Source organism: Sphingobacterium sp. UBA2610, from assembly GCF_002339225.1.
GTDB lineage: Bacteria > Bacteroidota > Bacteroidia > Sphingobacteriales > Sphingobacteriaceae > Sphingobacterium > Sphingobacterium multivorum.
In genome coordinates this window covers 15,264-40,496 of the sequence record NZ_DDKA01000013.1, presented here as the reverse complement: position 1 = coordinate 40,496, position 25,233 = coordinate 15,264, and the positions used below count along the sequence as shown (strand labels likewise).

Annotated in this window: 25 protein-coding genes and 1 pseudogene; 15 read left to right on the top strand and 11 right to left on the bottom strand. The window is 38.6% G+C overall.

Going from position 1 to position 25,233, the window contains the following annotated elements:
* Window positions 1-318 precede the first annotated feature (318 nt).
* On the top strand, window positions 319-1,125 hold the full coding sequence (locus B4Z47_RS09060; RefSeq protein ID WP_070565200.1) for a LexA family transcriptional regulator: 807 nt from the start codon (window positions 319-321) through the stop codon (window positions 1,123-1,125).
* Window positions 1,126-1,650: 525 nt separating this feature from the next.
* On the opposite strand, the gene B4Z47_RS09055 is transcribed toward B4Z47_RS09060, so the two are convergent.
* The 5 genes from B4Z47_RS09055 to B4Z47_RS09035 form a co-directional block, all read right to left on the bottom strand.
* A complete protein-coding gene (locus B4Z47_RS09055) occupies window positions 1,651-2,154 on the bottom strand; it encodes a hypothetical protein (RefSeq protein ID WP_070565311.1) in 504 nt (167 codons plus the stop codon).
* Between the two features lie 350 nt (window positions 2,155-2,504).
* Entirely contained in the window at window positions 2,505-3,002 is a 498-nt protein-coding gene (locus B4Z47_RS09050; RefSeq protein WP_286727237.1) for a DUF1772 domain-containing protein, read from the bottom strand.
* Between the two features lie 199 nt (window positions 3,003-3,201).
* On the bottom strand, window positions 3,202-3,975 hold the full coding sequence (locus tag B4Z47_RS09045) for a helix-turn-helix domain-containing protein (protein WP_286727236.1): 774 nt from the start codon (window positions 3,973-3,975) through the stop codon (window positions 3,202-3,204).
* Between the two features lie 347 nt (window positions 3,976-4,322).
* Window positions 4,323-5,444 carry an NAD(P)-binding domain-containing protein gene (locus tag B4Z47_RS09040; protein WP_286727234.1) on the bottom strand — a complete coding sequence of 374 codons (1,122 nt, stop codon included), beginning with the start codon at window positions 5,442-5,444 and terminating at the stop codon, window positions 4,323-4,325.
* Window positions 5,445-5,456: 12 nt separating this feature from the next.
* Window positions 5,457-6,479 carry an LLM class flavin-dependent oxidoreductase gene (locus B4Z47_RS09035; protein ID WP_115049776.1) on the bottom strand — a complete coding sequence of 341 codons (1,023 nt, stop codon included), beginning with the start codon at window positions 6,477-6,479 and terminating at the stop codon, window positions 5,457-5,459.
* Between the two features lie 181 nt (window positions 6,480-6,660).
* On the opposite strand from B4Z47_RS09035, the gene B4Z47_RS09030 reads away from it, so the two are divergent.
* Complete coding sequence (locus B4Z47_RS09030) at window positions 6,661-7,257, top strand: HD domain-containing protein (protein ID WP_070565210.1); 597 nt, start codon at window positions 6,661-6,663, stop codon at window positions 7,255-7,257.
* 71 nt (window positions 7,258-7,328) lie between these two features.
* Here the strand turns inward: B4Z47_RS09030 and B4Z47_RS09025 are convergent, their stop codons facing one another.
* A complete protein-coding gene (locus tag B4Z47_RS09025; protein WP_286727232.1) occupies window positions 7,329-9,788 on the bottom strand; it encodes a bifunctional YncE family protein/alkaline phosphatase family protein in 2,460 nt (819 codons plus the stop codon).
* Between the two features lie 321 nt (window positions 9,789-10,109).
* Between B4Z47_RS09025 and B4Z47_RS09020 the strand changes: the two genes are divergently transcribed.
* The 4 genes from B4Z47_RS09020 (at window position 10,110) to B4Z47_RS09005 (ending at window position 12,077) form a co-directional block, all read left to right on the top strand.
* Window positions 10,110-10,325: a hypothetical protein gene (locus tag B4Z47_RS09020; protein WP_070565216.1), complete on the top strand. Its 216-nt coding sequence runs from the start codon at window positions 10,110-10,112 to the stop codon at window positions 10,323-10,325.
* 214 nt (window positions 10,326-10,539) lie between these two features.
* Window positions 10,540-10,668, top strand: coding sequence for a hypothetical protein (locus B4Z47_RS09015; RefSeq protein WP_256602545.1), 129 nt, complete (start codon window positions 10,540-10,542; stop codon window positions 10,666-10,668).
* 157 nt (window positions 10,669-10,825) lie between these two features.
* Complete coding sequence (locus tag B4Z47_RS09010; RefSeq protein WP_070565219.1) at window positions 10,826-11,047, top strand: methyltransferase type 11; 222 nt, start codon at window positions 10,826-10,828, stop codon at window positions 11,045-11,047.
* A gap of 187 nt (window positions 11,048-11,234) precedes the next feature.
* Complete coding sequence (locus B4Z47_RS09005; RefSeq protein WP_286727231.1) at window positions 11,235-12,077, top strand: alpha/beta hydrolase; 843 nt, start codon at window positions 11,235-11,237, stop codon at window positions 12,075-12,077.
* A 25-nt stretch (window positions 12,078-12,102) separates the two neighbouring features.
* On the opposite strand, the gene B4Z47_RS09000 is transcribed toward B4Z47_RS09005, so the two are convergent.
* Window positions 12,103-12,639, bottom strand: a complete 537-nt coding sequence (locus tag B4Z47_RS09000; protein WP_115049783.1) for a GNAT family N-acetyltransferase — start codon at window positions 12,637-12,639, stop codon at window positions 12,103-12,105.
* A 47-nt stretch (window positions 12,640-12,686) separates the two neighbouring features.
* A complete protein-coding gene (locus B4Z47_RS08995; RefSeq protein WP_286727230.1) occupies window positions 12,687-13,853 on the bottom strand; it encodes an FN3 domain-containing metallophosphoesterase family protein in 1,167 nt (388 codons plus the stop codon).
* Window positions 13,854-14,092: 239 nt separating this feature from the next.
* Between B4Z47_RS08995 and B4Z47_RS08990 the strand changes: the two genes are divergently transcribed.
* From B4Z47_RS08990 to B4Z47_RS08960, 7 genes are all read left to right on the top strand, one after another.
* Window positions 14,093-17,230 (top strand): SusC/RagA family TonB-linked outer membrane protein, encoded by a 3,138-nt coding sequence (locus tag B4Z47_RS08990; protein ID WP_286727229.1) that lies wholly within the window; start codon window positions 14,093-14,095, stop codon window positions 17,228-17,230.
* Window positions 17,231-17,234: 4 nt separating this feature from the next.
* Window positions 17,235-18,848: a RagB/SusD family nutrient uptake outer membrane protein gene (locus tag B4Z47_RS08985; protein ID WP_046671676.1), complete on the top strand. Its 1,614-nt coding sequence runs from the start codon at window positions 17,235-17,237 to the stop codon at window positions 18,846-18,848.
* A gap of 17 nt (window positions 18,849-18,865) precedes the next feature.
* On the top strand, window positions 18,866-19,549 hold the full coding sequence (locus tag B4Z47_RS08980; protein ID WP_070565225.1) for a hypothetical protein: 684 nt from the start codon (window positions 18,866-18,868) through the stop codon (window positions 19,547-19,549).
* A gap of 8 nt (window positions 19,550-19,557) precedes the next feature.
* Complete coding sequence (locus B4Z47_RS08975) at window positions 19,558-20,547, top strand: DUF5007 domain-containing protein (protein ID WP_070565228.1); 990 nt, start codon at window positions 19,558-19,560, stop codon at window positions 20,545-20,547.
* A 201-nt stretch (window positions 20,548-20,748) separates the two neighbouring features.
* Entirely contained in the window at window positions 20,749-21,654 is a 906-nt protein-coding gene (locus B4Z47_RS08970) for an AraC family transcriptional regulator (protein ID WP_070565230.1), read from the top strand.
* A gap of 277 nt (window positions 21,655-21,931) precedes the next feature.
* Window positions 21,932-22,423, top strand: coding sequence for an SRPBCC family protein (locus B4Z47_RS08965; protein ID WP_115049791.1), 492 nt, complete (start codon window positions 21,932-21,934; stop codon window positions 22,421-22,423).
* A gap of 17 nt (window positions 22,424-22,440) precedes the next feature.
* On the top strand, window positions 22,441-22,626 hold the full coding sequence (locus B4Z47_RS08960; protein ID WP_070565235.1) for a hypothetical protein: 186 nt from the start codon (window positions 22,441-22,443) through the stop codon (window positions 22,624-22,626).
* Here the strand turns inward: B4Z47_RS08960 and B4Z47_RS24715 are convergent.
* Window positions 22,555-22,731: pseudogene (locus tag B4Z47_RS24715) on the bottom strand (RNA polymerase sigma factor); the annotation flags it as partial. The gene B4Z47_RS08960 and the pseudogene B4Z47_RS24715 sit on opposite strands and share 72 nt — an antisense overlap.
* 302 nt (window positions 22,732-23,033) lie before the next feature.
* On the opposite strand from B4Z47_RS24715, the gene B4Z47_RS08955 reads away from it, so the two are divergent.
* Together B4Z47_RS08955 and B4Z47_RS08950 are read left to right on the top strand one after the other, a co-directional pair.
* Complete coding sequence (locus B4Z47_RS08955; RefSeq protein ID WP_070565238.1) at window positions 23,034-23,429, top strand: hypothetical protein; 396 nt, start codon at window positions 23,034-23,036, stop codon at window positions 23,427-23,429.
* A 127-nt stretch (window positions 23,430-23,556) separates the two neighbouring features.
* Window positions 23,557-23,742 carry a CsbD family protein gene (locus B4Z47_RS08950; protein WP_046672091.1) on the top strand — a complete coding sequence of 62 codons (186 nt, stop codon included), beginning with the start codon at window positions 23,557-23,559 and terminating at the stop codon, window positions 23,740-23,742.
* Between the two features lie 152 nt (window positions 23,743-23,894).
* Here the strand turns inward: B4Z47_RS08950 and B4Z47_RS08945 are convergent, their stop codons facing one another.
* Window positions 23,895-24,824: a DUF5777 family beta-barrel protein gene (locus B4Z47_RS08945; RefSeq protein WP_115050753.1), complete on the bottom strand. Its 930-nt coding sequence runs from the start codon at window positions 24,822-24,824 to the stop codon at window positions 23,895-23,897.
* Window positions 24,825-24,840: 16 nt separating this feature from the next.
* Complete coding sequence (locus tag B4Z47_RS08940) at window positions 24,841-25,227, bottom strand: YceI family protein (RefSeq protein WP_115049793.1); 387 nt, start codon at window positions 25,225-25,227, stop codon at window positions 24,841-24,843.
* Window positions 25,228-25,233 lie beyond the last annotated feature (6 nt).

Sequence of the window (25,233 nt, the reverse complement as noted above, 5' to 3'; positions counted from 1 at the left end):
GAACTGATTTTCGTCTCGCAAATTGCAAATCCTACGAATAGCTGATCTGCTTACTACCCTGCTTATCTATTCTAGGGGTCTATATTTTTTTTATTGTTTAACAAAGTTAAACAAATTTGTTAATCTTGCAAGTTTATTAAAACCTAATTTTTACTTTTTATATGAAATAGTAAACTTATTTGTTTAACTGTAATGCTTTGATAGTTAGAATTTTATTGTTTTATTTTGATTGTCTATTTGTTTAGGTTTAATAAGTTGTGTAACTTAGTGTCAGATTGTTATATATTTGTGTAACATTTGTTAAATACCCGATCGACTATGGAAACTTATCCAAATAATAACTTTGAAGTTTTACGCTTGGAGATGCGCGTTACTAACCGTGAATTCGCGTCTTTACTAGGGGTACGCGAGCAGGTGTACTCGCGTATTAAAAAAGGAGAGTATCCTATTGGACTTACGATGAAAACACGTATTCAAGCGGCTTTTCCTCATGTTCAGTATGACTGGTTGCTGTATGGAAAAGGTGAAAGAATGGAGGTAGCTCCTTTAGTGCAACCCAACACGATAGCCATGCTTAGTATTGGTAATGGTAAGTCAATAGGATATTTTTCGGAGGACGTCAAGTTTATTGACGAAAATAAGAATAATATATTTTTTGAAGTTTCCCCAGGACGATATTTGATGCAGACAAAACTTGTCACAGAGAAAGCTAAAGCCGGGTATCTTTCTGGCTTTTCTGATGCTGAATATATGGACGATTTACCGGCACATTTTATTACAGTCACTGAGTTTCATAAAGGTGCCTATCGTTCTTTTGAAGTTAGTGGTGATAGTATGACCGATGGAACAGACGCAAGTGTATTGGACGGTGATATTGTGACTGGACGTTTGATTAAAAGAGAGTTATGGCAATCAAAATTTCATACCCACAAATATCGGTATTGGGTTGTTGTACATAAATATGAAGGAGTTATTATTAAAGAAATTGCTCATCATGATGTCAATAACGGAATTCTTACCCTTCGTTCGCTAAATGCTGATAAAACAAGGTACCCAGATTTTGAGGTAAGTTTGGATGATGTTGACCAAATTTTTAATGTTGTAGATATCAGCCGTTCGCTTTAGGAATAGCCTAGCTCGGATTAATTTCGTTTTGACAGTTCATCTTTTCACACCAAAGTTAATAGGTGGACCTTTTTGCTTCAGCTATATGTGCGATAAATTAACCCAATCGCGCACTGTTAATTGAAAGTTATCCGTACCAAGTTTGTATGGTGTTGCTAAAAAATATAGAAATAAAAACTAATTATATTAGTTTTTATTTCTATATTTGGCTATAAATTGAACGTATGCGGACATGTTGTTGCGTCCTATCTTGGCGCTCCTAGTATATATTTAACGTTAAGAAGACTGATAACGTGACGAGAATATTGGTTGCTCATTATTCAGGCATGTTCGTAGCGTTCAATTGAAATAATAGGTACATGTGCGTAGGTTATCAACGCGGGGTGGAGGAATTTTCGAATAATTGAACTATCTACTAAGCTGTACCTATGGACTTGCCATTTACTAATCATCATATGTTTATTTTTAAAGCCAGGTTTCGAAATCTGGCTTTTTTATTTCTTATGCTATCAATTGTTGTTAGTTTTAATCTTTGACAAAGCTTACATCGGTTATTTTATAGGAAAAATTATCTTTTTCCCGTTCATTTACAGGTTTTTCCATCTCATTGTAGTGTACTGTTCCTGTCATCTTGAATGTTGTATGAGAATCTAGGTTGATTTTTTCTCCCTTATCGTCAAATACATAAAAGTTCTTAAGCGTATAATTTTTCTGATCTGTAGGAATTTCAAATAAAACATTGTTCTTTTCTGTCCCTACAGGTAATATAACGCTGAATGCAGTGAACTTTTCAGAACTAAACGCATGAGATTTAACTACGAAATTCATGGCCATAGTTTTTGATTTTCCTGATGAGAATGTAAAAGAAGGCGCATCAAATTCACCTGTTAACGTAATAGTTTTGTTTTGGTTGTCATAGTTTGATTCGATCGCTTTTACCGTATCGACAGAACTACCATTGCAAGATGAGAACAACCCTATGGCTGAAGATACTAATAATGATGTTGAAATTAAGTGTTTAGTTTTCATGGGGAAAAATTTCATTAATTGTAAAGACTATTTTTATTGATAGACAACTTCTGCTTATTAATGTTTTGGTAATCTATCGAAGATTTTTTGGAATCTTCGATATACCTGCCTTCATGCTGATTTACACTCACATTCAATAACATCCGTCGATTAATTTTTATAAAAGTAAGGTATTGAGGAAGAGGTTTTAGCACTTGATTTAAATTCGGGGGGAATGGATTTAAATTCGCATACATTGGACTTTTTTTCGTCTAAAAGAGGTCGGTAAATAATAGCAAGTTTTTTTCGGTGGAAATGCCAGTAAACGGGCTATATGGTATTTGATCCTAAACTATTACCTCATATTATGATCAATTTCTTGCTTTAAAAAATACCAAGTTAATAATTAAACAAGTGAGTGTAAGTAAAGAGCAGCAAGTTCGGATGTTATTCCAAAATACCCAGGGTTTTTCAAAGGCATCACGTGCAAGTCTTAAAGATTTTTCTGGAGATATAGATAGGTCGATCGAGGCCAATTGATTGTTCAAGGGGACATTTTGTGTGCCTGTGACTACAAATACACCAATGATATAGCTTAGGCATGCTACTAGTATTAGATAAAATTTTGGTGACGATAGATCAAAAAATAATATTGTAGCCATCAATAATAAAATTGGGGCGCCCAGAAAACAGCAGTAAAAAGCTGAGTTTAGTATTTCTTTATTAATATTTTGCATGGCGGTCAGATAGGCTTTATCGTTGAGTTTATGTAGCCCCAAATTGACCGAAAAGGTATACGAAAAAAATAAGCCTGATATGATAGCCGAACATATTGTTGCCAGCGCTAAAATGATGTCTTGTAATTTCATGTCTATATTTTTTTGATGTATCATGTTTTGCTGAACTCAATTGTCTAAGCGTTCTGATTTATCAAAGCATTGTTTTCTTATCGTAAATTTTTCGAAGGAGTTGAGGCTAAAAAAATACACACTTTCGTTGCACTCGACCTTAGACAATACAAAAGTTATGATAATCAGGGAGTCAATATAGAATAAAAACGACAGTAATCTATTTTTTGTTAAATGACGCTGGAGTTGTGCCTGTGAAAGTCTTAAAGACACGAATAAAATGCGATTGGTCGGAAAATCCATTTTCATAAACAATTTCCGTTATCTTTCGGAAGTCTTTGCTATTGAGCTGTTTAAAAGCGGCCTGAAATTGTACCATTTTAGCGAATTGTTTAGCGGATATTCCAGTTTCCTTGAAAAACCTTCTTTCAAAAGTTCGGATGTTCAATGCTTCTCTTTTTGCAATTTCTTTAATAATGATTTGGCCCTGGTTTTCGATGATTTCAAGGATTGCTCGCTGAATCGAAAAATCAAGTTTATTTTTCTTGCTATCGAAAAAGCTGAGAAGAGATTGTATCAATAGTTGGATGCTGTTTTCAGTGCTTGAAGATGAGGATAATGTGCCGGTAAGTTGGTGGAAGGTTGTATTTGAAGGAGTATCTAGATCATAACAGTCGTCGTTTATGCTTTCGGGCGAGATGCCCCAAAATGTCCGTAATACAAATGGGTAAAATTGAAAAACGATAATCTGAAAAGGCCCTGTTACATCGATTGAAATCGGTTTTATTATCTGACCATAGAGAAAAATCGTCGGCATCTTTTTATCATGAGGCTTGATTGTAAAATCACCATAGCATCGTTGAAACAATAAACCAGGGTAACCATCAGCATAAAAAGGTAAGTTTACGCAATCATTCTTCTGACTTTCAAACACTAGGATCGCCTTTACGAATAATGCAATGGATGTATCTGGACTGATAATCTGAGGCTTCATTTATAAATTGTTTGGCTTTGCTTTACGACTTTTTATAATTTTAAATATACAGAAATATGAAATAAGAATATATGGATAATCGTTGGATTTCGATTAGTGGATTTACTGTGACCCGTAGTGTTTAAAGTATATGTCGTTGATTCAACTTATTTGAAATAGTAGAGCGGTTTTTTTCTTCTCACCTGAAATAATTGTGCATGTTCCAGTAATTTAACATAATTATTTTGCCAATAATTGGCAATCCAATTTGAATCCAATGAAGGGTTGTAATGACTCAGGTCACTTTTTAAAACGACCGAATCCACTGCTTTGACTTTTTATTATTGTACTCAAAATTGAAACTACCATTATAGTTGGCTCCCACTAAATTTATTTGTGTTCAGGTCGGCAGCTGAAAGCGTTTTTAGAAGTTCTCTAGCTGCGGCGCTACCTGCACGGTTTGCACCGATTGTCGATGCTGATGGACCATAACCCACGAGGTGAATTCTTGGTTCTTTAGCGACCATGGTCGCTAGTCTGCCTGCCATTTGAATGCCACCCTGTTTTTCTTTTGGTAGCACTGCGTCTAGATGGCTCAATGAACTTTTAAAGCCTGTATTCCAAAGTATAACATCTGCTTGTTGTTCTGTTCCATTGGCCCATTTGATCCCCTTTTCTGTTATTTCTTGAAACATTGGAAAACGTTGAAGGACACCCCGTTTTTCCATCTCCTGGATTTCTGTAGAATAGGGGAGGCCCGTAACGGAAACGACAGACAAAGGTGAAAGCCCCAATCGTACACGTTCCTCTACCATAGCAACCGCATTATGCCCGGCCATGTCATCAAATGGCCCCTCTCTGAATAAAGGCGGTCGTCGTGTTATCCAGGTTGTCGTTGTAACCTGGGAAATTTGGTCCAATAGCTGAATGGCAGAAATACCGGCTCCAACAACAATAACATGTTTGCCACGAAAATACTCTGCAGTTTTAAAATCCTTTGTGTGGAGTTGCTCGCCCCGAAATAATTCTGCACCTGGATAGGTAGGAATATAGGGGTTTTCCCATGTTCCAGTGGCGTTGATAATACCGAGTGCTGAGAAAAGAGTTTCTGCCGTATCGATATGAAAGCGATCTTGGTACATGTAGACTTTTTCTACTTTAGCTGGTCGATATACTTGAAGTCCAAATTTTTCTTCATAAAGTGTAAAATAATGGGGAACAGCGGTGTTGGCTTGAACTTCCGCCCCTTTTGTTGATAAAGTCTCCTCAAACGACATGCCGGGCAAATCGTATATTTTATTGACTGTACTTAAGGTAAGGGAGTCCCAGCGAAATTGCCAGGCTCCTCCTGGTGCAGAGGCTTCATCCAGGATGATAAAATCCGGCCCGATTTTAAGTCCGAGCTTCTTCAAATGATAAGCAGCAGAAAGTCCAGCCTGACCCGCACCAATGACTGCAATTTTTGTTTTGTAGCGAATGTTCTTTATCATACGAAAGAGGAGTTAACGCCAACCAAGTTCCGGAGCTACGTGTTCCAAAATGGCTGAAAGAATGTGGACATTGTAGTCGACCCCTAGCGTATTTGGAATGGTCAATAATAGCGTGTCTGCTTCCTGTATTGCTTCATCTTGCGCTAATTCTTTCACGAGTTGATCTGGTTCTGCGGCATAACTTCGCCCAAAAATCGTCCGCTTGTCCGATTCGATTATCCCAATTTTATCTGTTTTGTCAGCCTCTTGCCCGAAGTAATAACGATCTAAATCATCGACCAGAGCGAATATGGATCGACTGACTGAAACGCGGGGTTCACCAGGGTGCCCTGCTGCTTTCCAGGCCTCTTTATATAAACGTATTTGTTCGGCCTGCTGAATATGAAAAGGTTTGCCATTTTCATCATATTTCAAAGTGGAACTTTGCAGGTGCATTCTGTTTTGAGCAGCCCATACAGCCGTGGCGTTCGATGCTGCTCCCCACCAGATACGATCACGTAACCCTTCCGAATGGGGTTCGAGCCTCAGCAGACCGGGCGGGTTTGGAAACATTGGATAGGGATTTGGTTCAGCGAAACCAATTCCTTTAAGTTTTTCTAAAAATTCCAATGCTTTTTGCCTTCCCATATCAGCATCTGTTTCGCCCTCGTTGATATTGTAACCAAAGTGACGCCAACCATCTATTACTTGTTCAGGCGATCCTCTGCTGATGCCGAGCTGCAATCTGCCCCCGGAGATTAGATCTGCAGCTCCAGCGTCTTCCACCATATAAAGGGGGTTTTCATAGCGCATATCAATGACACCGGTGCCGATCTCAATTTTTGAGGTTTTGGCTCCAATGGCCGATAATAAAGGAAAGGGAGATGCTAGCTGATTCGCAAAATGGTGTACACGGAAATATGCACCATCTATGCCTATTTCTTCAGCAGCTACTGCTAGATCTATGGATTGCAATAAAGTATCGCTTGCGGTCTGCGTACTATATGCGGGATGCTTGGACCAATGGCCAAAAGATAAAAAGCCTATTTTTTTCATAAATCACAATGGGATTTGATGTCAATCAAATTTAATAAATGTTGCGATTATATCGGTAGTTTGGATTGTCCGATGGGTGTCAATAATATATGGTTTGAATGAATTTGCCAAATGACAAGTAGGCTGTGGCTCAAAAAGAGTAATTTTATGTATTATTCAATTGTATAAGTGATTCAGAGTGATGCTTTCAGACAAATTATTACAACAGATCGAGTTTATTAAGGAGATCGACAAGATTAAATATATCCAGCGCAGGACAAAACTTTTCAATAGTGACCGTCCCGAAAATGACGCTGAACACAGTTGGCATCTTGCCCTAATGGCTATTGTGCTTTTAGAACATGCAAATCAATCAGTGGATTTATTGAAGGTAGTCAAAATGGTATTGATACATGATATCGTCGAAATCGATGCAGGTGATACTTTTATCTATGATACAGAAAAAAACCATACCAATACAAGTGCGGAGCGTTTGGCAGCTCAGCGGATTTTTGGAATTTTGCCTGGGCAGCAAGCAGAGGAACTCATTGCGATCTGGGAAGAATTTGAAGCTGGTCAAACGCCGGAAGCACAGTTCGCACGAGCGATGGATCGATTGGAGCCACTTTTACAGAATAGTTCCAATAATGGTGGAACCTGGAATGAACCTGGTGTAAATTATGAAAAGGTTTATGAAAAAAAATCTGTCATTAAGGATGGCTCAGCAGTATTGTGGGAATATGCAGAAAAATTGATTGATGCTGGAGTTGCTCGGGGGATTCTGAAAAAAGGAGAGTAGGTAGGATACTCATCAATGGCCAGCAGTAATCCCGATACTATTGCTGACCATTGTGGTTTTATAAATATACATTAATCGTCATCATCCTCTTTTTGTTCGCTTACCTTTAGGAAGGCGGCTCTTTTTGGAGCTGGAGCAGATTCACCTTTAAGTCCCTGCCATAGAATTTCATTGAATACCAAATCAGGTACCGCGTCTTCTTTCGACCAATCATATTTGTCACTCCATACAGCTAGTTTCCCTTTACTTGGATTGCGCTCATTGAGATCTACATTTGCGTCGACATGATCAAATGGAGTATAATTGGGGTTATTGCTAAACGATCGCCACATGGGTGTTGCAGCAGCGTCGTATTGCGTCATTGGTTTCATCCCTAAAATCAGCTCTATCGTTCTAATCATCCCTGAGGTTGAATACATGGTGTGATCTACAGATCTTCTTTTTACATAAGGGCTAATCAAATAGGCAGGACTACGGTGTGCATCCACATGGTCAGGACCATTCTGGGCATCATCTTCCAGTATAAAGATCGCAGATTCTTTCCAGATTGGACTCTTGCTGATATGGTCAACAAACATCCCAACAGCGAGGTCATTGTCCGCTACATGAGCATAAGGGGACTTTTTGCCGGCACGCATCCCTTCCGTATGGTCGTTGCTGATTCGAATGGTTGTCAATTGGGGCATTTCTCCTTTTTGGATGAGTTGATCAAAATCAGCTTTCCATTGTCTTATACGTGTGGTGTCGGCAACACTCAGGTCATAACTTGTATATCCAGTGGCAACATGCCCTTCCAAAGATTTTACGTTGGGTTTTCCTTTATCTGCGAATTCACCATAGGTGCGATAAGATACCTGATGTCGCTTGGCATTATCCCAAATAAATCCGCCTTTATTGTTGGCTATTTCTCGTTCCCCTTCTCCTCCATAAGTGCCGCCGCGACCGCCATAGCTTGATGGCCAGGTTTTCTCCAGATAGTCGGTGGCATAAGCACCCATACTCCAATTGTGCCCATCCGCACTAACTTCCGCATCGACATAGAAATTGTCTAGAAGTGCAAATTCATTGACAATTTTGTGTTGATTAGGCGTGATTTTTTCGCCGAATAAACAAAGTGAAGCGTCTCCATTTCCTTGTTTAACATCACCTAGAACTTGATCGTAGGTACGATTTTCTTTGATGACATAAAATACGTATTTGATCGGAGAGGGGGCTCCAACTTTCATTGGAATAGGGTTGCCGGCTTCACCCTCTGTTTGCAGCTCTTTTTCTTTCGAATAGGGCGTATTCCGGTATACCGCACGAGAATATAGGGCGAGTTCTTCTGGGTTAGGATCAGGTATAAAGCTTAACGTTCCCCTAAAAAGACCAGCAATATATTGTATCTCTTTTGGTTTGTTGAGGTCGCCTGCATGACGATCGACTTTTTCCTTTTGGTCTGTCGGATTGGGACCTTGTGGATTAGCTTTGGATGATAAGCCTTTACCATTTGTAACCAGAATTGTTTTATCGACTACTTTTACATTCGTTGGATACCAGCCCACTGGAATAAATCCTTTCGAAATAGATCTCCCAGGCTTGCTTACGTCGAATACTGCTAAACAATTGTTGTCTGCATTGGCTATGTAAAGGGTTTTACCATCTGTGGACAAAGCAACACCATTGCTGGTCGATCCACTTGGAGCATTAGGATACAATGCTGCATTCAATGTTTCTACGACTGCTCCTGTTTTAGTATCGATTATGGATACCGAGTTGTCATTTGCGTTGGCGACAAAAAGCCATTTACCATTTTTACTAAACGTAATTTCATTTGGGTGGCTACCCACAGGGATCTCTTTGGTTATCTTATTTTGTGTAACATCCCATACTAAAATCTTTTCTCCGCCCCAGACGCTGATATAGAGTTGTTTTGCATCAGGTGTTAGCTGGCAGGTATACCCCTCAGCTCCCAAATCATAAGTTGCTTTCGTTGCTTTGGTTTTTAAGTCGATGACATATAGTTTTTTATCTTCTCTGGTGACAGTATATAATTGTTGTTTGTTTTTATCATCTACAGCCAATCCGGCTATTCCTATTTTATTGGGCCATGGCTTGCCAAGAACAATAGAATCTTTGGATGCAATTTTTCCACCGTTGATTTTATAGATCCTGATCATGTTATCATGTCCCCCAGAAGTATACAGTGTATTATCATCGCTCGAAAAAGCCAATCCATACCAAGATTTTGGTATAGCAATACTATCGATTTTTCGTTGTGAAGCGAGATCGATAAGATCTATTGTTTGTGTACTTTGTCCATTGTTGCTGACAGCTGCAAGCTTTTTATGATGACTGATAACTAAGTTCAGCGGTAAATCTCCGAGCTCTATCTGTTTCCCAACAGGGGTTAGTGTCCAGCCATTTGGTAGTCCAACTTTATTGCTTTCCAAAATTGAACTAATCCTATTTTGTATATTGTTTTGACTGAATGTGAGTTGTGAGGTTGCAAACATACACGTTGTCAAAATAAATGTTCCTATTCTTTTCATGGGACATATTTACGAAATTGAGTAGTCAGACTAAATAGGAAGCTTCAAAATTAAAGAAAACTTAATATTGGACCGCGAACTTAGTGTAGGTGATGACGCGCTGTTTTTTAGTATGGTCAAGGGCCTCTGAAAATCTGTAATACAGGACTGATCAGAAAATTTTGCACGGAATACTCTTTGTAATCGTTTATAACAAGGGGTGATCGGTTAATAGGTAAAACTCTGTTGTTTACCGATGAAAATTGTTTTTTCACCGAAAAATTATGGTGTTTTACAGTTTGTTTTTTGAAATTGGGCGGATAAACTATTCAATCTTTATTTATGATACACTTCTTTAATTCATTGGCAATTTTAACTATAGTAGGATTGGTAAGCCTCTCTACCAATGTGAAAACTAAAGATTCCCAGGCCAATATTGGAGACACGATGGTAGAATATAAATCTTCAATCAATGGCACTGTAAAGCCTAATACCTTACACAGTATGCGGCAAGATAAGATTCATTTATATACCGACTGCAAAGATTCCATTTTATAACATGAACTTTCTTATTTGAAGCTGCTGTTTTTATTTTTGAAAAATATAATTTTTAAATTACTTTTTTGTTATATAGATTAATTTCGTATATTGAGTTATAGTGAAAAATCCAAAGGGTATGTTACGGCATCTGTTCATTTGTGTAGAGCTCTAGCGTAATTTCTAGCTTTGGGAAGCCTATATTTTTAAATTGATTATTCTTAAATAGCTTGTTATGAAAAAGAAAAGTTCGTCGTGGTTTTTTTATGCCATTATTGCTATTGTCATTTGCGTATTTCTATTATTGAATCTACCAGAACTTATTCAGGGATTTATGAACGGTTACAATTCAGTTATTAAATAGCAACTCGATGTTCACCGTTTAATTTCCCATATTTACCGAGTTTTTTACTGTCTTTATCTAAATTTTGTAGCTGTTGCACGCCCCGTATTGTAGTTTAGAATGAGTAAACGGAATAGGACTAACACCGTATTTCTTGAATGGAACTTAATCTGATCTAATGAAACGAGTCGAAATATTTAAAACCAATGTTTATCGAATGAAAGATGCACAGCAAATTGTTGCAACTCTTGTCAGCCTGTTTTCATCTTATAAAATTAACTTCGATCTTGAAGATGAAGAACGTATTCTAAGAATTGAATCTTCGCAATTGGAAATTGAGACCAACAGCATTGTTAGAAAGATGTTTGAGTGGGGTTATCGTTGCGAAAGAATCATTTAATCATTCATGAAAAATAAAAAGCTAACTATTATATTAATTTTCGTTGTAAATTGCGCTGGTAATTTGTTGAACAAAACTGTTGGCAGTCCCTAAGGATGTTATGTCTAATAGTCAAGTATTTCAATATAAGATTACTCAAAAAAACATTGTTGGTAAGCGTAATATATCGGATATGATAGGCAATAGCATGCTCATTTTTTTAATGCTCTTTATTCTTAATACAGACTGTTTTGCACAAAATGGAACACCGTTAACGATAGGCACATCAGAGATATTGCATTCAAAAGTTTTGGCTGAAGACAGAATGATCAACATTCATCTTCCCGACAATTATAACCCCAATGATTCTGTTCGCTATCCAGTGGTATATGTTCTTGATGGTAGTATGGATGAAGATTTTTTTCATATAGCCGGTATTGTACGTTTCAGTACACAACCCTGGATCGATAGATTCCCGCAAAGTATTGTTGTTGGAATCGGTGGAAACACACGAAGGAGAGATTTTACCTTCCCTGTTGAAAACACAGATTTTATAGAAAAGGAAGGTTTTCAAAAAGCGAGCTTTCCTTCGTATGGTGGTTCAGAAAAATACCGGATATTCCTGAAAAATGAATTGATCCCTTATATAAATGGCAATTTTAAATCGAACGGAAAACAGACTTTAATTGGAGAATCATTGGCAGGACTTTTTTCATCAGAAATATTATTTAAACAACCCGAATTATTTGATGATTATATTATTATAAGTCCAAGTTTATGGTGGGGAGAAGAGTCTTTATTGACGCATGGGGAGAAGTTTCTGCAAACTAATTTGAAAAAAAATATAAAGGTTTACCTCGGTATCCCCAACAAGGAAGAAGACATAAGAATGTATGATGAGGCTATAGCGTTATCGGAGATTCTTAAACGAAACAAGAAGATTCATTTTGTATTTGATTACATGCCCGATGAATTGCATTCGACTGTAATACATCAAGCGGTCTACAACGCTTTTAAGAAGTTGTATCCAAAAACGGTCTATTCAAAGTAGTAATATGTCTATTCTGAGATTAGTTTTATTTTATACTTAGTTTTGTGCGATCACGCCACTCATCTTCCAGGATTGACATCAATAGCTTGTCGTGAAATTGATTATCTCTAAAACAGGCTTTACGCATTCTTCCCTCCAATTTAAAACCGGCGTTTTCATATGCTTTTATGGCTGTATAGTTTGGCTCAGATACCGTCAGCATAATTCTGTTGAGCTCTAGTTTTCCAAATCCGATAGCTAAGATTAATTTGGTAACTTGAGTGCCTATTCCCTTCCCCCATTCTTCGCGATCACCTATAAAAATAAAATACTCTCCAGATCTGTTTGCTTTGGAAATATTACAAATGCCTGTATAACCAATCAGTTTATTAGAGTCGTTTAGGAAAATTCCACGATTAAAATTTTTAGAATCGTTGACAACGGAGAGAAACCAATTGTCGATTTGATCCCTTGTGTTTAGCGACTGAAAAAGAGAAAGGGAGTACTTTATAGACATCTCATCATTGATCCATTCATAAAATGGAGAGACATCTTCGAGTGAGAGCGGCTTTAAATCGATCATCGTTTCATAAAAATGGTGTTCGTTATTTCATACGCGAATTTACCGCTTTATTTTAACGGCTTAATGATTACTTGATCGACCATTTTCCCCTGCTGATCGAGAATTTTGAAGATTCCTTTTTCGTCGTCTAAATCTACGCGGAGCACATTGTCGTTGGAATTTACAATGATCGGAAATTGTACTGTATTTGTCGCATTTTTGATAATGTGTCTATGTAAATGTCCTGATAACATGATCTGTGTTCCTGCTTTGTTGAGGATAGGAACAAATTTCTCCAAAATCTCCTGTTCCCCGTGCCAGCCACCAAAAGGGGGCATATGGCAGATTACGATCTTATATTTAGCATCTTTAAATGACGGGTTCTCAACTGCTTGAGCTAACCAGGCCGCTTGTTCGCTTCTATAGTTATCCATGTCTACAATACCGCTATATTCAATGTCGGTATCGGGCTTGTCTTCACCGCAATCTAAGACGATAAAACCGGTATTCCCATGCTTAAATTGGTAATATAGTTTACCTGTTGGTGTTGGGAAATATTTGGGATATTCAATGGCAAAAGGTCCACGTGTTTCATGATTGCCTCTTGCATAAAACATTGGTTTTTCACTGGCGAACTTTTTAATGGCGGTATCCATGAACCCCTCATACAGCTGTGTTTCACTGAGTAGATTACTAACCATATCACCGTTGAATACCACAAAGTCACTTGTCTTTAGATTGCCGATATCCAGTAGCTTATCGAGTACCTCATTGCGCTCATGAATATCATTGACAACTGTAAAATGGGTGGAGCTGGCATGGCCAAAGGTTTGGAAAAATAAGGGTGCCTTTTGATAAACATCACTGGCTACTACTTTTCCATATTGTACATTGACGCCAACATGTTTGAGGACTTCTTGACTATACACACGATATCTATAGCGTGTTCCAGGTTTTAGGTTGTTCAATGTAACTTGATGCAACGTACCTACTTTTTTGAAGCCATAGGCAGCCGCATAATATTTTGGTCTTTCCTTAAAGTAAAAGTGACTGGAGTCATCTGGGGCCAGCTCAACCCAGCCAGTAGCAGGCTTGTCTGTCGTCCAAATAATGGAAACAGATTGCTCTGTTAATCCTTGAATGAAAGGTAAGTGATTTATTCTGATCGCATCCTGACCAACTGCCATAAAACAATTGAAGAACAACAATAGGATGATGCATTTTAGTTTAGTCATTGTATTACCTGGGGCTATAATTGATTTTGGAACCTAAATCGGTTTTTTCTTGCGCTAAAGATATAAAATTGTGTGAACAAGCTATGGATTGAAATGTAACAGTCTTGCTAGACTAAAAGATGTCTCGTTTTGTTTTTTGCTAAAAAAGTGCTGTAAACAGGTAATAATTAAGAAAATGTGACCTGTGTTTGGCACTTATATTTGGAATAACCTAAGTAAGAGCACCTAATCAAACACAAATGAAAAAGATAGTTTTATTTTTATCTGTGTTTCTAACTTCACTAATTGCACTGGGCCAGCAGATCACGGGAACCGTACGTGATAAAAATGGTAAACAATTGGCCGGAGTAACTTTGAGAAACACGAGTACTTCCAACAGTACACAGACCGATGATCAGGGGAATTTTAAGATTTCAGGTAAATCCGGAGATATCTTAGAGACAAGTTTTATCGGATACGAGCGGGCTCGTCAACCCATTCCCGAGGCAGGCAAAATGACCTTTACCCTGGTCGAAACATTGAGTATTCTAGATGAAGCCGTAGTGATCGGTTACCAGAGTACCTCCCGCAAAAAAGCGACCGCTGCGATTTCAAGTATTTCGGGTAAAGATCTGGAAAATCTTCCGGCAGCCAGTTTTGATATGTTGCTTCAGGGAAGATTGGCCGGCGTCAACGTTCAGAATTTTTCTGGCGCTCCAGGTGCTTCGCCGACATTGGCTGTTCGTGGTACATCGGCCGTTAGCCTGAATTACTCCAATGACGATTATTACAATGTCATTAGTAATCCACTCTATGTTATTGACGGAGTTCCGCAGCCAACGGAACAATTTGTAGGCCCGAATACAGGAACAGGAACAAATTATCTAGCAGGTCTGAATCCGAATGATATCGAATCTGTGGATGTGCTCCGAGATGCTTCTGCCGCCGCAATTTATGGTTCTAGGGCAGCAAATGGGGTGATCATGATCACGACGAAAAAAGGGCGTAACGGAGATCCGCGTTTTATGTTAACCGGATATGGTGGTCTAACGCAACGGCCCGAACTCCGTGAAGTGACACTCGGAAGAACCGAGCGTGAGCAGAAGATGAGGATACTAAAGAATCAGCTTTCTTCCAACGATTTCAGAAATCTGCCCTTTATGCTTACCGATTCGTTGAACCCTGCATTCAATGGGAATACAGATTGGCAGGATCTATTCTACCAAAAAGGAAAGATTAAGAGTGCAGATCTTTCTGTTAGCGGCGGGTCAGCGATTAGTTCATATCGTTTTAGTGGGAACTATTACGATGAGGCGGGAATCATTAAAGCAACCGGATTTAAACGCTATACTGGAAGGCTCAATTTGTCCAGTAAGGCAATCAATGAACGTTTAACGATCAATCCCATTGTGGCCTATTCGTATAATAAGCGAGCGCGAGGAAGCGGGAGTGACGTGAGCCCAATTGCCTTGAGTGCCGGTAGTATGCCATCATCACTTTTTAATCTTTCAGATGCAAAAAAAACTTACCTTTTGGGTATCTATAATAGTAGTCTTGATAACAATGAATCTTCTAATCTGAATACCAATCTAAATCTGATTTTCAATATTGCACCAGGATTAACTTTTACTTCCCAATCCGCCTATATCAAAGATATGGCCAATAGGGCTTATAATAGGCCATCAGCTTTGATGAGCGGTGCCGGTAATTATTCGTCAGCTTATTCTAATGAGAATAGCCAAGTCAGGATATCGAACTTTTTAACTTATATCAAACAGTTTGGAAAACACTCTTTAAATGTACTATTGGGTCAGGAAGCGGAAAAAAATAAAATGCAAAATGTATCCGCATGGGGTAGTCAGGGGGTATCGGATCAGATCCAAGTGGTTACAGGATTTCTGCAAAATAACATCGGTGCCAACTCCGATTTGCAAAAGTGGTCACAGCTGTCCTATCTCGGTCGCTTTTCCTATGATTTTGATAGTAAATACCTGTTTTCAGGGGCTGTCCGTGCGGATGGATCGTCCCGATTTGGAGAAAACAACAAATGGGGATATTTTCCGTCCGCATCTGTCGGCTGGATTTTAACTGAAGAAGATTTTCTGAAAAACAATCCTATATTCACCTTACTTAAAATTAGAGGAAGTTATGGATTGACCGGATCTCTCCCTAAAAGTAACTATTTGCAGTATAATCTCTATAATGTCAATAATGGGGGGTATCAGGGTAATTCCGGAGCAACTTCCTATAATGGCCAAGTGGCTATTACACCAAACTTTAATAATGGCGTTGCCCAAAAAAATCTCAGCTGGGAGCGCAATAGGCAATGGAATTTAGGTGTCGATATGGAATTGTACAAGGGACGTTTTACAGCTATGGTAGATGTATTTAATAAGGAAAACTATGATGGGCTATTTGACGTCATGCTTCCCGTCACGTCCGGATACGATTACGCCAAAACAAATTCGGTAGGAATCCGCAATTCAGGTGTCGATATTCAATTGTCTGCTGATATGTTCCCACGTAGCTCCACATTGAGCTGGCGGTCCAATTTAAATATTTCCTATGTCAAGAATCGGATCATGAATCTGCCAAATGGCGGCCGCGATATGGTCATGGATGGCGATCGATTTGATAAATCTCATATCCTCTCGGTGGGCAGCCCGATCAATGCATTTTATCTCTATAAAACTCTGGGGGTTTTCTCGACCCTGGACGATATTCCGGTCAATCCATATACAGGCGAACGCTATCGAAATTCCAATGGAACATTCAATCCCGGAGATTTTTATTTTGAAGATATAGATGGCGATTATTTTGTAGACGTATTTAATAGTGGTATTAATCCAGATAAAAGGGCGATTGGAGATCCTAATTTTAAGTGGACCGGAGGCTGGAATAACGTCTTTAGTTATAAAGACTTTTCGCTTACTTTGTTTTTTACCTACGGTTTTGGGAGGGATGTACTGAATCTTTTTGAATCAGATCAATTCAGTAACTCCACTTCGGGCGATGCGACTTCAAATTTTGCTTACTATTCGATACGGGATCTGGACAAACTCAATATCTGGAAACAGCCCGGCGACAAGGCCGAATACGCAAAATATGATATCGGCACCTATCGTTACTATTACACCTCTGCGCAGACTTTCTTTTTAGAAAATGGTTCCTATATGCGATTTAAGAACCTGATTTTTTCTTACAACCTCCCTGAACGGATCAGCAAGAAATGGAGTATTTCCAAAGTGAGATTCTTTGGTATAGTGGATAATGTTGCCCGTTGGCAAAAATCAAAAAAATTGCCGGATGCCGAGGCTGTAAACCCATATGGAGAGTATAACGGTGGTGGTTATCCGATTCCAAGAAAATATACATTAGGATTTGAACTAACTTTTTAAGACGATGAAAAGATTTTTTTTAAACTATAGACTAGCGGTGCTATTGATGCTGGTTTTCTTGCTAGGGTCATGTAAAAAGTTTTTGGTGGAAGAACCCGTCAATTCGACTTTCGCGGGCGCATATTGGAAAAGCTCAGGGGATTTACGGAGTGCTATGGCAGGTAACTATGCTTTGGTACGGGATGTGATGAATTCGGGTAACTGGAATCCGAGTCCACGATACTTTATGTATGGCGATGCAATTGCCAAGAATTATTTTACAATCCAATATAATGGTGATGGACTCGAAGGGATCCAAAATGGAGATTTTACATTTCAATACAATGTAGAGAATTTTGGAGATTGGACCAAGTACTATAAAGCGATTACGATGAGCAATATCATTATTAATCGAGTTCCTAAGGTGGCGGACGATTTACTGACCGATGTGACCAATCCAACGAAGTTCAAAAATGAGATGCTTGGAGAGGCTTATTTTTTACGGGCGTTCACTTATTTTATGATGCTACGCGTGTGGGGAGACGTGCCCGTGGTAACGGAAGAATACGACGACCCTATTTCTGCTCCAGAATTAGCACGGAGTACCAAAAAAGAGGTTATGGCGCAGATCGAGAAGGATGCACTGCAGGCACATGAATTGTTGCCTTGGCAATATTCACTTGTTGGGAACGCCAAAGTCACAGCCAATAAAGGCGCGGTGAATGCATTGTTAGCTCATTTCTACCTTTGGAAGGCAACAATGAGTGATGTCAATTCAAACCAACCTGATCTCGAAACGGTAGACAAAGCAGATAAAGCCATCGATGAAATCTTAAATAATGGTATGTATTCATTGACCGACACATCTAATTATTATAAGACTTTCGAAGGACTTTCGAGTGAAGGTATTTTTGAAATTGCAATGAGTGAAAATACACGCGAAGGAACCAATCAACATATTGCCAATATGTTTTTGAGAACTGCGCAGCTGGCAACTTCTGGAACAAATTCGAGGTGTTATGTCAATGCAGATTATCTGACAAATCATTTTTATAAAATAGACCAGGTTTGGGACTGGTATTGGAATACAAGTTTGCAGCAATGGGAGTGGAAGGCGATGCCTTCACAGGTCTTCGACGATAGTGATATTCGTTGTAGACGTAATTTTACCGATCTAAACAGTGATAAACCTACTTGCGTAAAATATCAAAGTGTTGTCTACCGTAATCCCTCACAAAAGCAAGATGCTTATGTTAGCAATAATCTGATTGTCTTTAGGTTAGCGGATATGCGCTTGTTGAAAGCCGAAATTGCACTTTATAGAAATCAAGTTTCCAAAGCAATAGACATCATCAATGAATTTAGAAAAAGGAATGGCGCCGATGAATCTGCCTTCGTGGATAATACATCGAGTAAAGACGATGTCATGTACGAATATATTATTGAAAGAGGAAAAGAACTTTATCTCGAAGGGCATATTTTTTATGATCTATTGCGAACAAGGCAATACAGCAATTTTGTTCCATGGCTCTCGGAGTCCCGCTTCCGTCAGGAAGGATTCTATTGGCCAATTAATCCAGCCCTATTCAAAAATAATAACAAGTTGACACAGACCTCATACTGGAGAGGAAAGGTGTAAGCACTAAAAAAAGAATTATGAAAAAGATAACAGGATTGTTTGCGTCAATATTAATTTTTCTTTTCGCATGTAAGAAGGATAATTATAAAGTCGATGGTGGAAAGAGCGATGCCAACGTGAACCAGACAACTTATGATTTTTTGAAGCAGCATGGTAGCTTTGATTCGTTGGTTAAGATTATAGACCGTGCCGGTATTAAAGATATTGTGAATTCAGATGTCACGTTCTTTGCAACGAGCGATTATGGCGTACGGGATTATGTAGCCGCCAAAAAACAACAAAGGATCATTGAGGTGGGAAACGAAAATATTCAGTTCGGGATCAATAACATCCCAGTCAAAGAATTACGTGATTCGATGATGATCTACCTATTCGATGGAAAGATCACACGAGAAAATCTCAGCCCTGACAACAAATATTTTGTAAGCAAGCTTGGTGCAATTCCCAATGTCAGGTTCAATATCAAATTGCGCAGAACACGTGACTACAGCGATTATCTGGATTATGTAGATTATCTCAATTTCACAAAGGTGATCGGTACTCTTGATGCTGAGGAACCCGATTATAATGCGATTCCAAAAGATCAACTTGATAAATCCTATGATTGTCAAACCTCGGGAATTAGGACGACGACAGGTGTATTGCATGTATTGCAAAACACACATCGTTTATTTTTTAACGCCGGAAAAATGGCTGATTAGAAACTGATATGAAAACGAATTTAAAAATTTTATATAGCTTGCTGTTTGCTTTTGCGCTGACTTCTGGCTGCAAGAAAATTGAAAACGGCTTTTTGAGCGAAGGTATACGATATAAAGATAATACCATATTTTGCAAACGTGGAATGTCCCTAACGATGTCTGACCGTATTAATACAGATGGTTCTACGCCCCCCTATACATTCGAATTGTTAAACTTAAACGATGAAGCAACAGGTCAGCCCGCACCGGATGTCTTTTTTAAAGAATTTGACATTCTAACCTTTAAGCCTGGTTTAGTGTTCAATGCCGAGACAGATACCACGGTCGAACTACTCAATAAAAAGAGAGAAACAGTAAAGAAAGCCCCGATGGAATTTAATACAGTCAGTGGACAGCTGGTTTTTAATCGAGCTTCTGCCAATCTACCTTTAGGGCGTTTTAATTTTGATGTCAAAATGACCAACCCTAGAGGAGAGCGTGTATTCCCTAAATTGGCAACCATCGAGATTGTAGAACCTACGATTGATGATATGTTTAAAGTAACCTATCAAGCGGCAAGTGGATCGAGTGCTGCAGAAGTTTTTACCGGAATTACGGCCCCAAAGGTGACTTGTACAAAAATTTCAAACGATGGCGCTCGTGTTATCCTAAAGATCGTCGATAAAAATGGAAATGCATTCAATCCTAAAAATGGAGAAGTGATCAAACGGGGGGATCGACCGATGTTTGAATCTCATGTGAAGTTTAATCCAGTCCAAGTGACAGATAATTCGTTGATCTGTGATTTTGAGGTTGCACCTTTTCCGCTTGCTAAATTAATTGGAAAAGATGGAACAGATTGGGGTTTTCTCAATTACTATCGCATCCCCATGAAGTATGCCCAAATCGACGGCTTAAGTGCTAATAATGTCAACCCTGTTTTTGGATTCCAGCTATTGATGGAAGGTACTTATGAGGTTCAGGTAAAACTGCCAACGGTAACGCGTATTACACAATAAAGATTAGGGGAGCATAGTAAGTTCCCCACACTTTATTAAACCCAGATCTATATTAAACTTAGATGCCCACAGTGCGAAAATTAACCAATTATGAGCAAATTTTGACATTTTATTAGATGTGCGATTGACATTTCTCAATATGTTACGCTTGTTGTCTATATTTAGTAAAACCAATGTTGAGTAACCTAATACTAACATGCTATGAAAACGTTACAATTTAATATTCCTGTAATTAAAGGACAAAGCATCACTGTCCAGGAGGATATCTCGGAATCGTTCTATCCACATTTGCATCGTCATCAAGAAGCCCAGTTAATGTGGATTACGAAAGGAAAAGGTGTGTTGCTTGTGGATGAAACCCTCCATCCCTTTAAGGAAAACGATATATTTTTCATCGCTGCTCACCAAGCACATGTATTTAAATCTGTATCCGAGGATAAGGCTGGTGATGCCGCTAGATCCATTTCGATCTTTTTTGATCCGGAAGGGAGGTTGAAACAACTTTTTATGTTGGGTGAATTTGAATCCTTGGAGCAATTTTTAAGTCAGGATTCCAGGGGATTTAAGATTCCGGAGGTGGATTTCGACATGGTATCTAAGCGTATGCTGTTATTAAAACAATCGGAAAAGATCGATAAAATGATGCATTTCTTCTATTTGCTCCGGACACTAGCCCAAATTTCAAAGAGAACAGATGCGCTCTGTCCCGAACCGATGGAGACTGTAGTCGGTTCCACTGGAAAAAATAACCGCATAGAGAAGGTTTGTCATTATATCAATACACATTTTAAACATGGGCTTACTTTAGAAAGTGTTGCAGAAAGGGCACACCTGTCGCCACAGGCATTCTGCCGTTATTTCAAAAAACACTGTGGAATCACTTTAGTTGGTTATCTAAACCGGATACGAATTAATGAGGTTTGTAGTCAATTGGGAAAAGATCATTTACATTTGGAAAATATCTCATTTATTGCTTACAACTGCGGCTTCAATAGCATTACAAATTTTAACCGCGTATTTAAACAGATTATCGGCTGCACACCGAAAGAGTATATTTTGCGCTATGATCAGCGCTATACAGAAAATACAATTGTTTCATATGTATAGTTTAAGGCCACGTCGTGAGACGTGGCTTTTATGTGGAGAGATTTAGTACGATCAGAAATCCTAATATTCCTAATTTTCGAAGCATAATCTTCATAGACGGTTTTATATTTGATTAGTAACGTGTTGTTTGGAGTATAAAAGTAATACAGCTATTATCCGCTACTACCTAAAACTAAAGAAAAACTTGTCTTATGCTAAGATCGATTGGAAAATCTATCTATAAATTCGTTAATAATAACGGAAAATCGAGGCCGTATTTAATAAAAAAAAATTGGCAATGGAAAATTATAGTCAAACTATCCAGTTGGGTGTAACAAAGGATCGGGTATTTAAAGCACTAACCGATGAAATACCATTTTGGTGGACAATCATGTTTGAGGGCTCTTCCAATAAGAAGGACGATAGATTTACAATTCGCTTTGGAGATCTTATTTACAAAGTAATGCAAGTGGAAGACTTACATGAAAATGCAAAAGTTGTTTGGCATGTCGAAGATTCATTGATAGCCCTTCCCGGATTGAATAATCAAAAAGAATGGATTGGCACAACGATCGTTTGGGACATCACAGAAAAAGAAAACGGGATTGTGTTGCAACTTGAACATATTGGCTTATCCCCTGAAATCGAATGCTATGATATTTGTACAGATGGATGGCGACAATTTGTGAAAAGTTTAGAAGCATATATTGAAACAGGTAAAGGACAGCTGCGTTTCTTTGGTAATTTATCGACAATTTCATGGAGTGTGGATGAAAGTTGTTTGGCATAAAAATCATCATGAGGACTATGCCGCAAGACAATTGTCTGATCGTGATCCAAAAGTTTCTTTCGATTATACTCTGCTTTGACCAAATCAATCACTACTGTTCGGGTGATACAGAATATCTGGGATTCTATGCTGGAATCAATATTTTTGTCACGCATATTTTTCCAGAGTTTGATAAATACACGCTGCACAGTTTCTTCGGCTAGATAAGAAGATTTGGTTTTGTTGAGCGCATATTGGTATACTTTGGAACTCCATACGTCAAAGTATTCCTCAAATCTTCGGACAATAGACGCATAATTGATTTCCATAGTGTAGGCTTGGAATAAATGAATTTAGCGATAATGCGCTTTCGCTCCAAGTTTTTTAAAAAATATTTTGCCTCTTTTCTTATTGGATGAGATTTGTTTTCTGAATGATCTTCGATGTACGGTTATAGACTCTCAATTGGGCGTTTCGTCTTGGTCGGATTGTATTAATACCCTTAGACTGTATTTATACCTCTTCTTGGGCGTTTTGATACGTATGTTTCGAATCTTGTATTTGGACTGGCACAAAGTTTGAATTTTACCCTGCTGTAATACATAAATTATTCACATTAACACATCGACGTATGAAAAAATTAATTCAAACACTGGGACTAGGTATGCTTATTTTAACAGTATTAGTAGGCTTTACATCATGTAGCAAAGATGATGATCCGGCTGATAACGATCTTTTTGTTGGAAAATATGAAGGCACTATTGGCTTTGATGACATGAACAACAATGATAACGATGTTGCCTCGGGAGAAGGAACGGTTACTGTAACAAAAGTTGGCGATACCTATAATTTTGCTTTTGGAAATGGCATTCCTAATCTCAATGGAGTAGATTTTGAAAAAAAGGATAACGTCTTAGTTAATATCGGCTCAGCAGGTACGGGATTTATCCGTATTGATGCCGGTAAATTGACAATTGGTTATACAAAAGACGGCAAGGCATGGACGGCCAATTGTAATCGGAAATAGTCTTGCGAAAAATAGAAAGCGCCTGTTTGCCAGGTGAACGTTGTGAGTTTAACATTTTATAACATTATTTTCTAAACGATTTACGGAGCGATACTGTTCTATTAACAAACAATAAAACAAAGTAATTATGAGCGAATTAACATGGAAAGGCCGTTGGAACGAAATCAAAGGCAAGGTAAAACAACAATATGCAGACCTTACTGACGATGATCTATTGTATGCTGAGGGCAAAGAAGACGAATTGGTAGGTAAGCTTCAAAAGAAGACCGGTAAAACACAAGATGAGGTAAATAAGTGGTTGAACGATTTGTAGGTTTAGTATTGTGTGATAAAAAGCGGATAACAGCATTGTTATCCGCTTTTTTAATTTGATAGCAATTTCCTCAATGAACTTTTATGCTTGTTGAATTCCTATTGCCTTGTACGGATTGTTTTCGTTACAAATCCCCAACAGCGCAATACCTTTTATTTTTTGTTAAAATTGAATCGTCGCGCAATGCTAAATCCCCAGCGAAATTGCCCTTTGCCCCATGAGCTATTTGTTTCGCTGATAAACTGAGATTCTTGTATTGCGGTCGCATTGGTAAAATTGAGGTGGAAGATATGGCCTCCGGTATCCATTTCTAGACCGACACCCAAAGCATTATAGTAACGTTGACCACCCACTTCTTCACGGTACTTCTTGTTCGATGCTTTTCGGAAAGGCAATGTATAGTCTGCGACTAGCGCAATTCGATTACTAACCTTAGCCCGCCCACCGATACCGATAGCGAATACATCATTCTGATCATTAAAAGCCGTATAATTTCGGTGAAGATAAGAAGGAACTACAACGAGCGAAAGATCTGAACTGAATTTTCGGGCGATGATGAGCTGCGTTACATAACTCAATCGGTCATTGAAGTTCTCAAAGCTTGCTGCTGAAGACTTATCCGTACTAGCTTCCATCGCGGATAGGGTAGTGCTTCCAAAAAAAGCTACGGAAACAGGTATGCTATTGTCGACGGTTTGTTCGATAAATCGGTATTTTACATTCCCCTCAAATAGCTGCCGAACAGCCGTTGCGCCCTTCGCGCGGGCGATTCCAATGTTCAGGTTATCGAATAAACCATAATCAAAACCTATGCGGATGTCGGTCGAATTATCGAGGCCAAAGAAATTTTTACCTCCACCCGCGCTGCCCGCGATATCGCCAAAGCGGTGATCTACTCTAAAGTCCATTTCATTACGATGAATTGTTTCTGTGGTCTTGAGATTGATCAAATTGCCGGATTTAAAGGTCGCCGTGACTTTTTCATTTTTGGGTGCATCGATATGGATTAATTTATCGAGATCTTCCTGCGCAAATGACTTTGCGAAAGGAAAGCAAAGGAGTATAAGTAGTATTTTTCTCATTTGTAATGAATTCGTATTATGGTTTGTAGGTCGCATCAACGGTGATTTTGACTACTTCAGCAATTTTTTTTCCAACGATGGAAGGAATAGAAATTTTATGATCTGCAAGTTTGACCTGAAAATTTGCTACCGCCTTTATCGTGCCATCTGTAACAGTAAATGTTGCCTTTGTACTGTAAGGTTTAGTAACCCCATGGATTAGAAGTGTGCCTCTTACATTCAGCGTATAGCTGCCATCCTTTGTTAATTTGTCCGCGTTGTCGACTTTGCCTTTAAATTCTGATAGGGGGTATTGATCACTTTCCATGTAATTTTCATTGAAATGCTCCTGCATGAGCTTTTTGTCAAATTGAAAAGATGTATTTTTTACCCGAAAGATGATATCTCCCGTTTGAAGGTTCATCGCCGA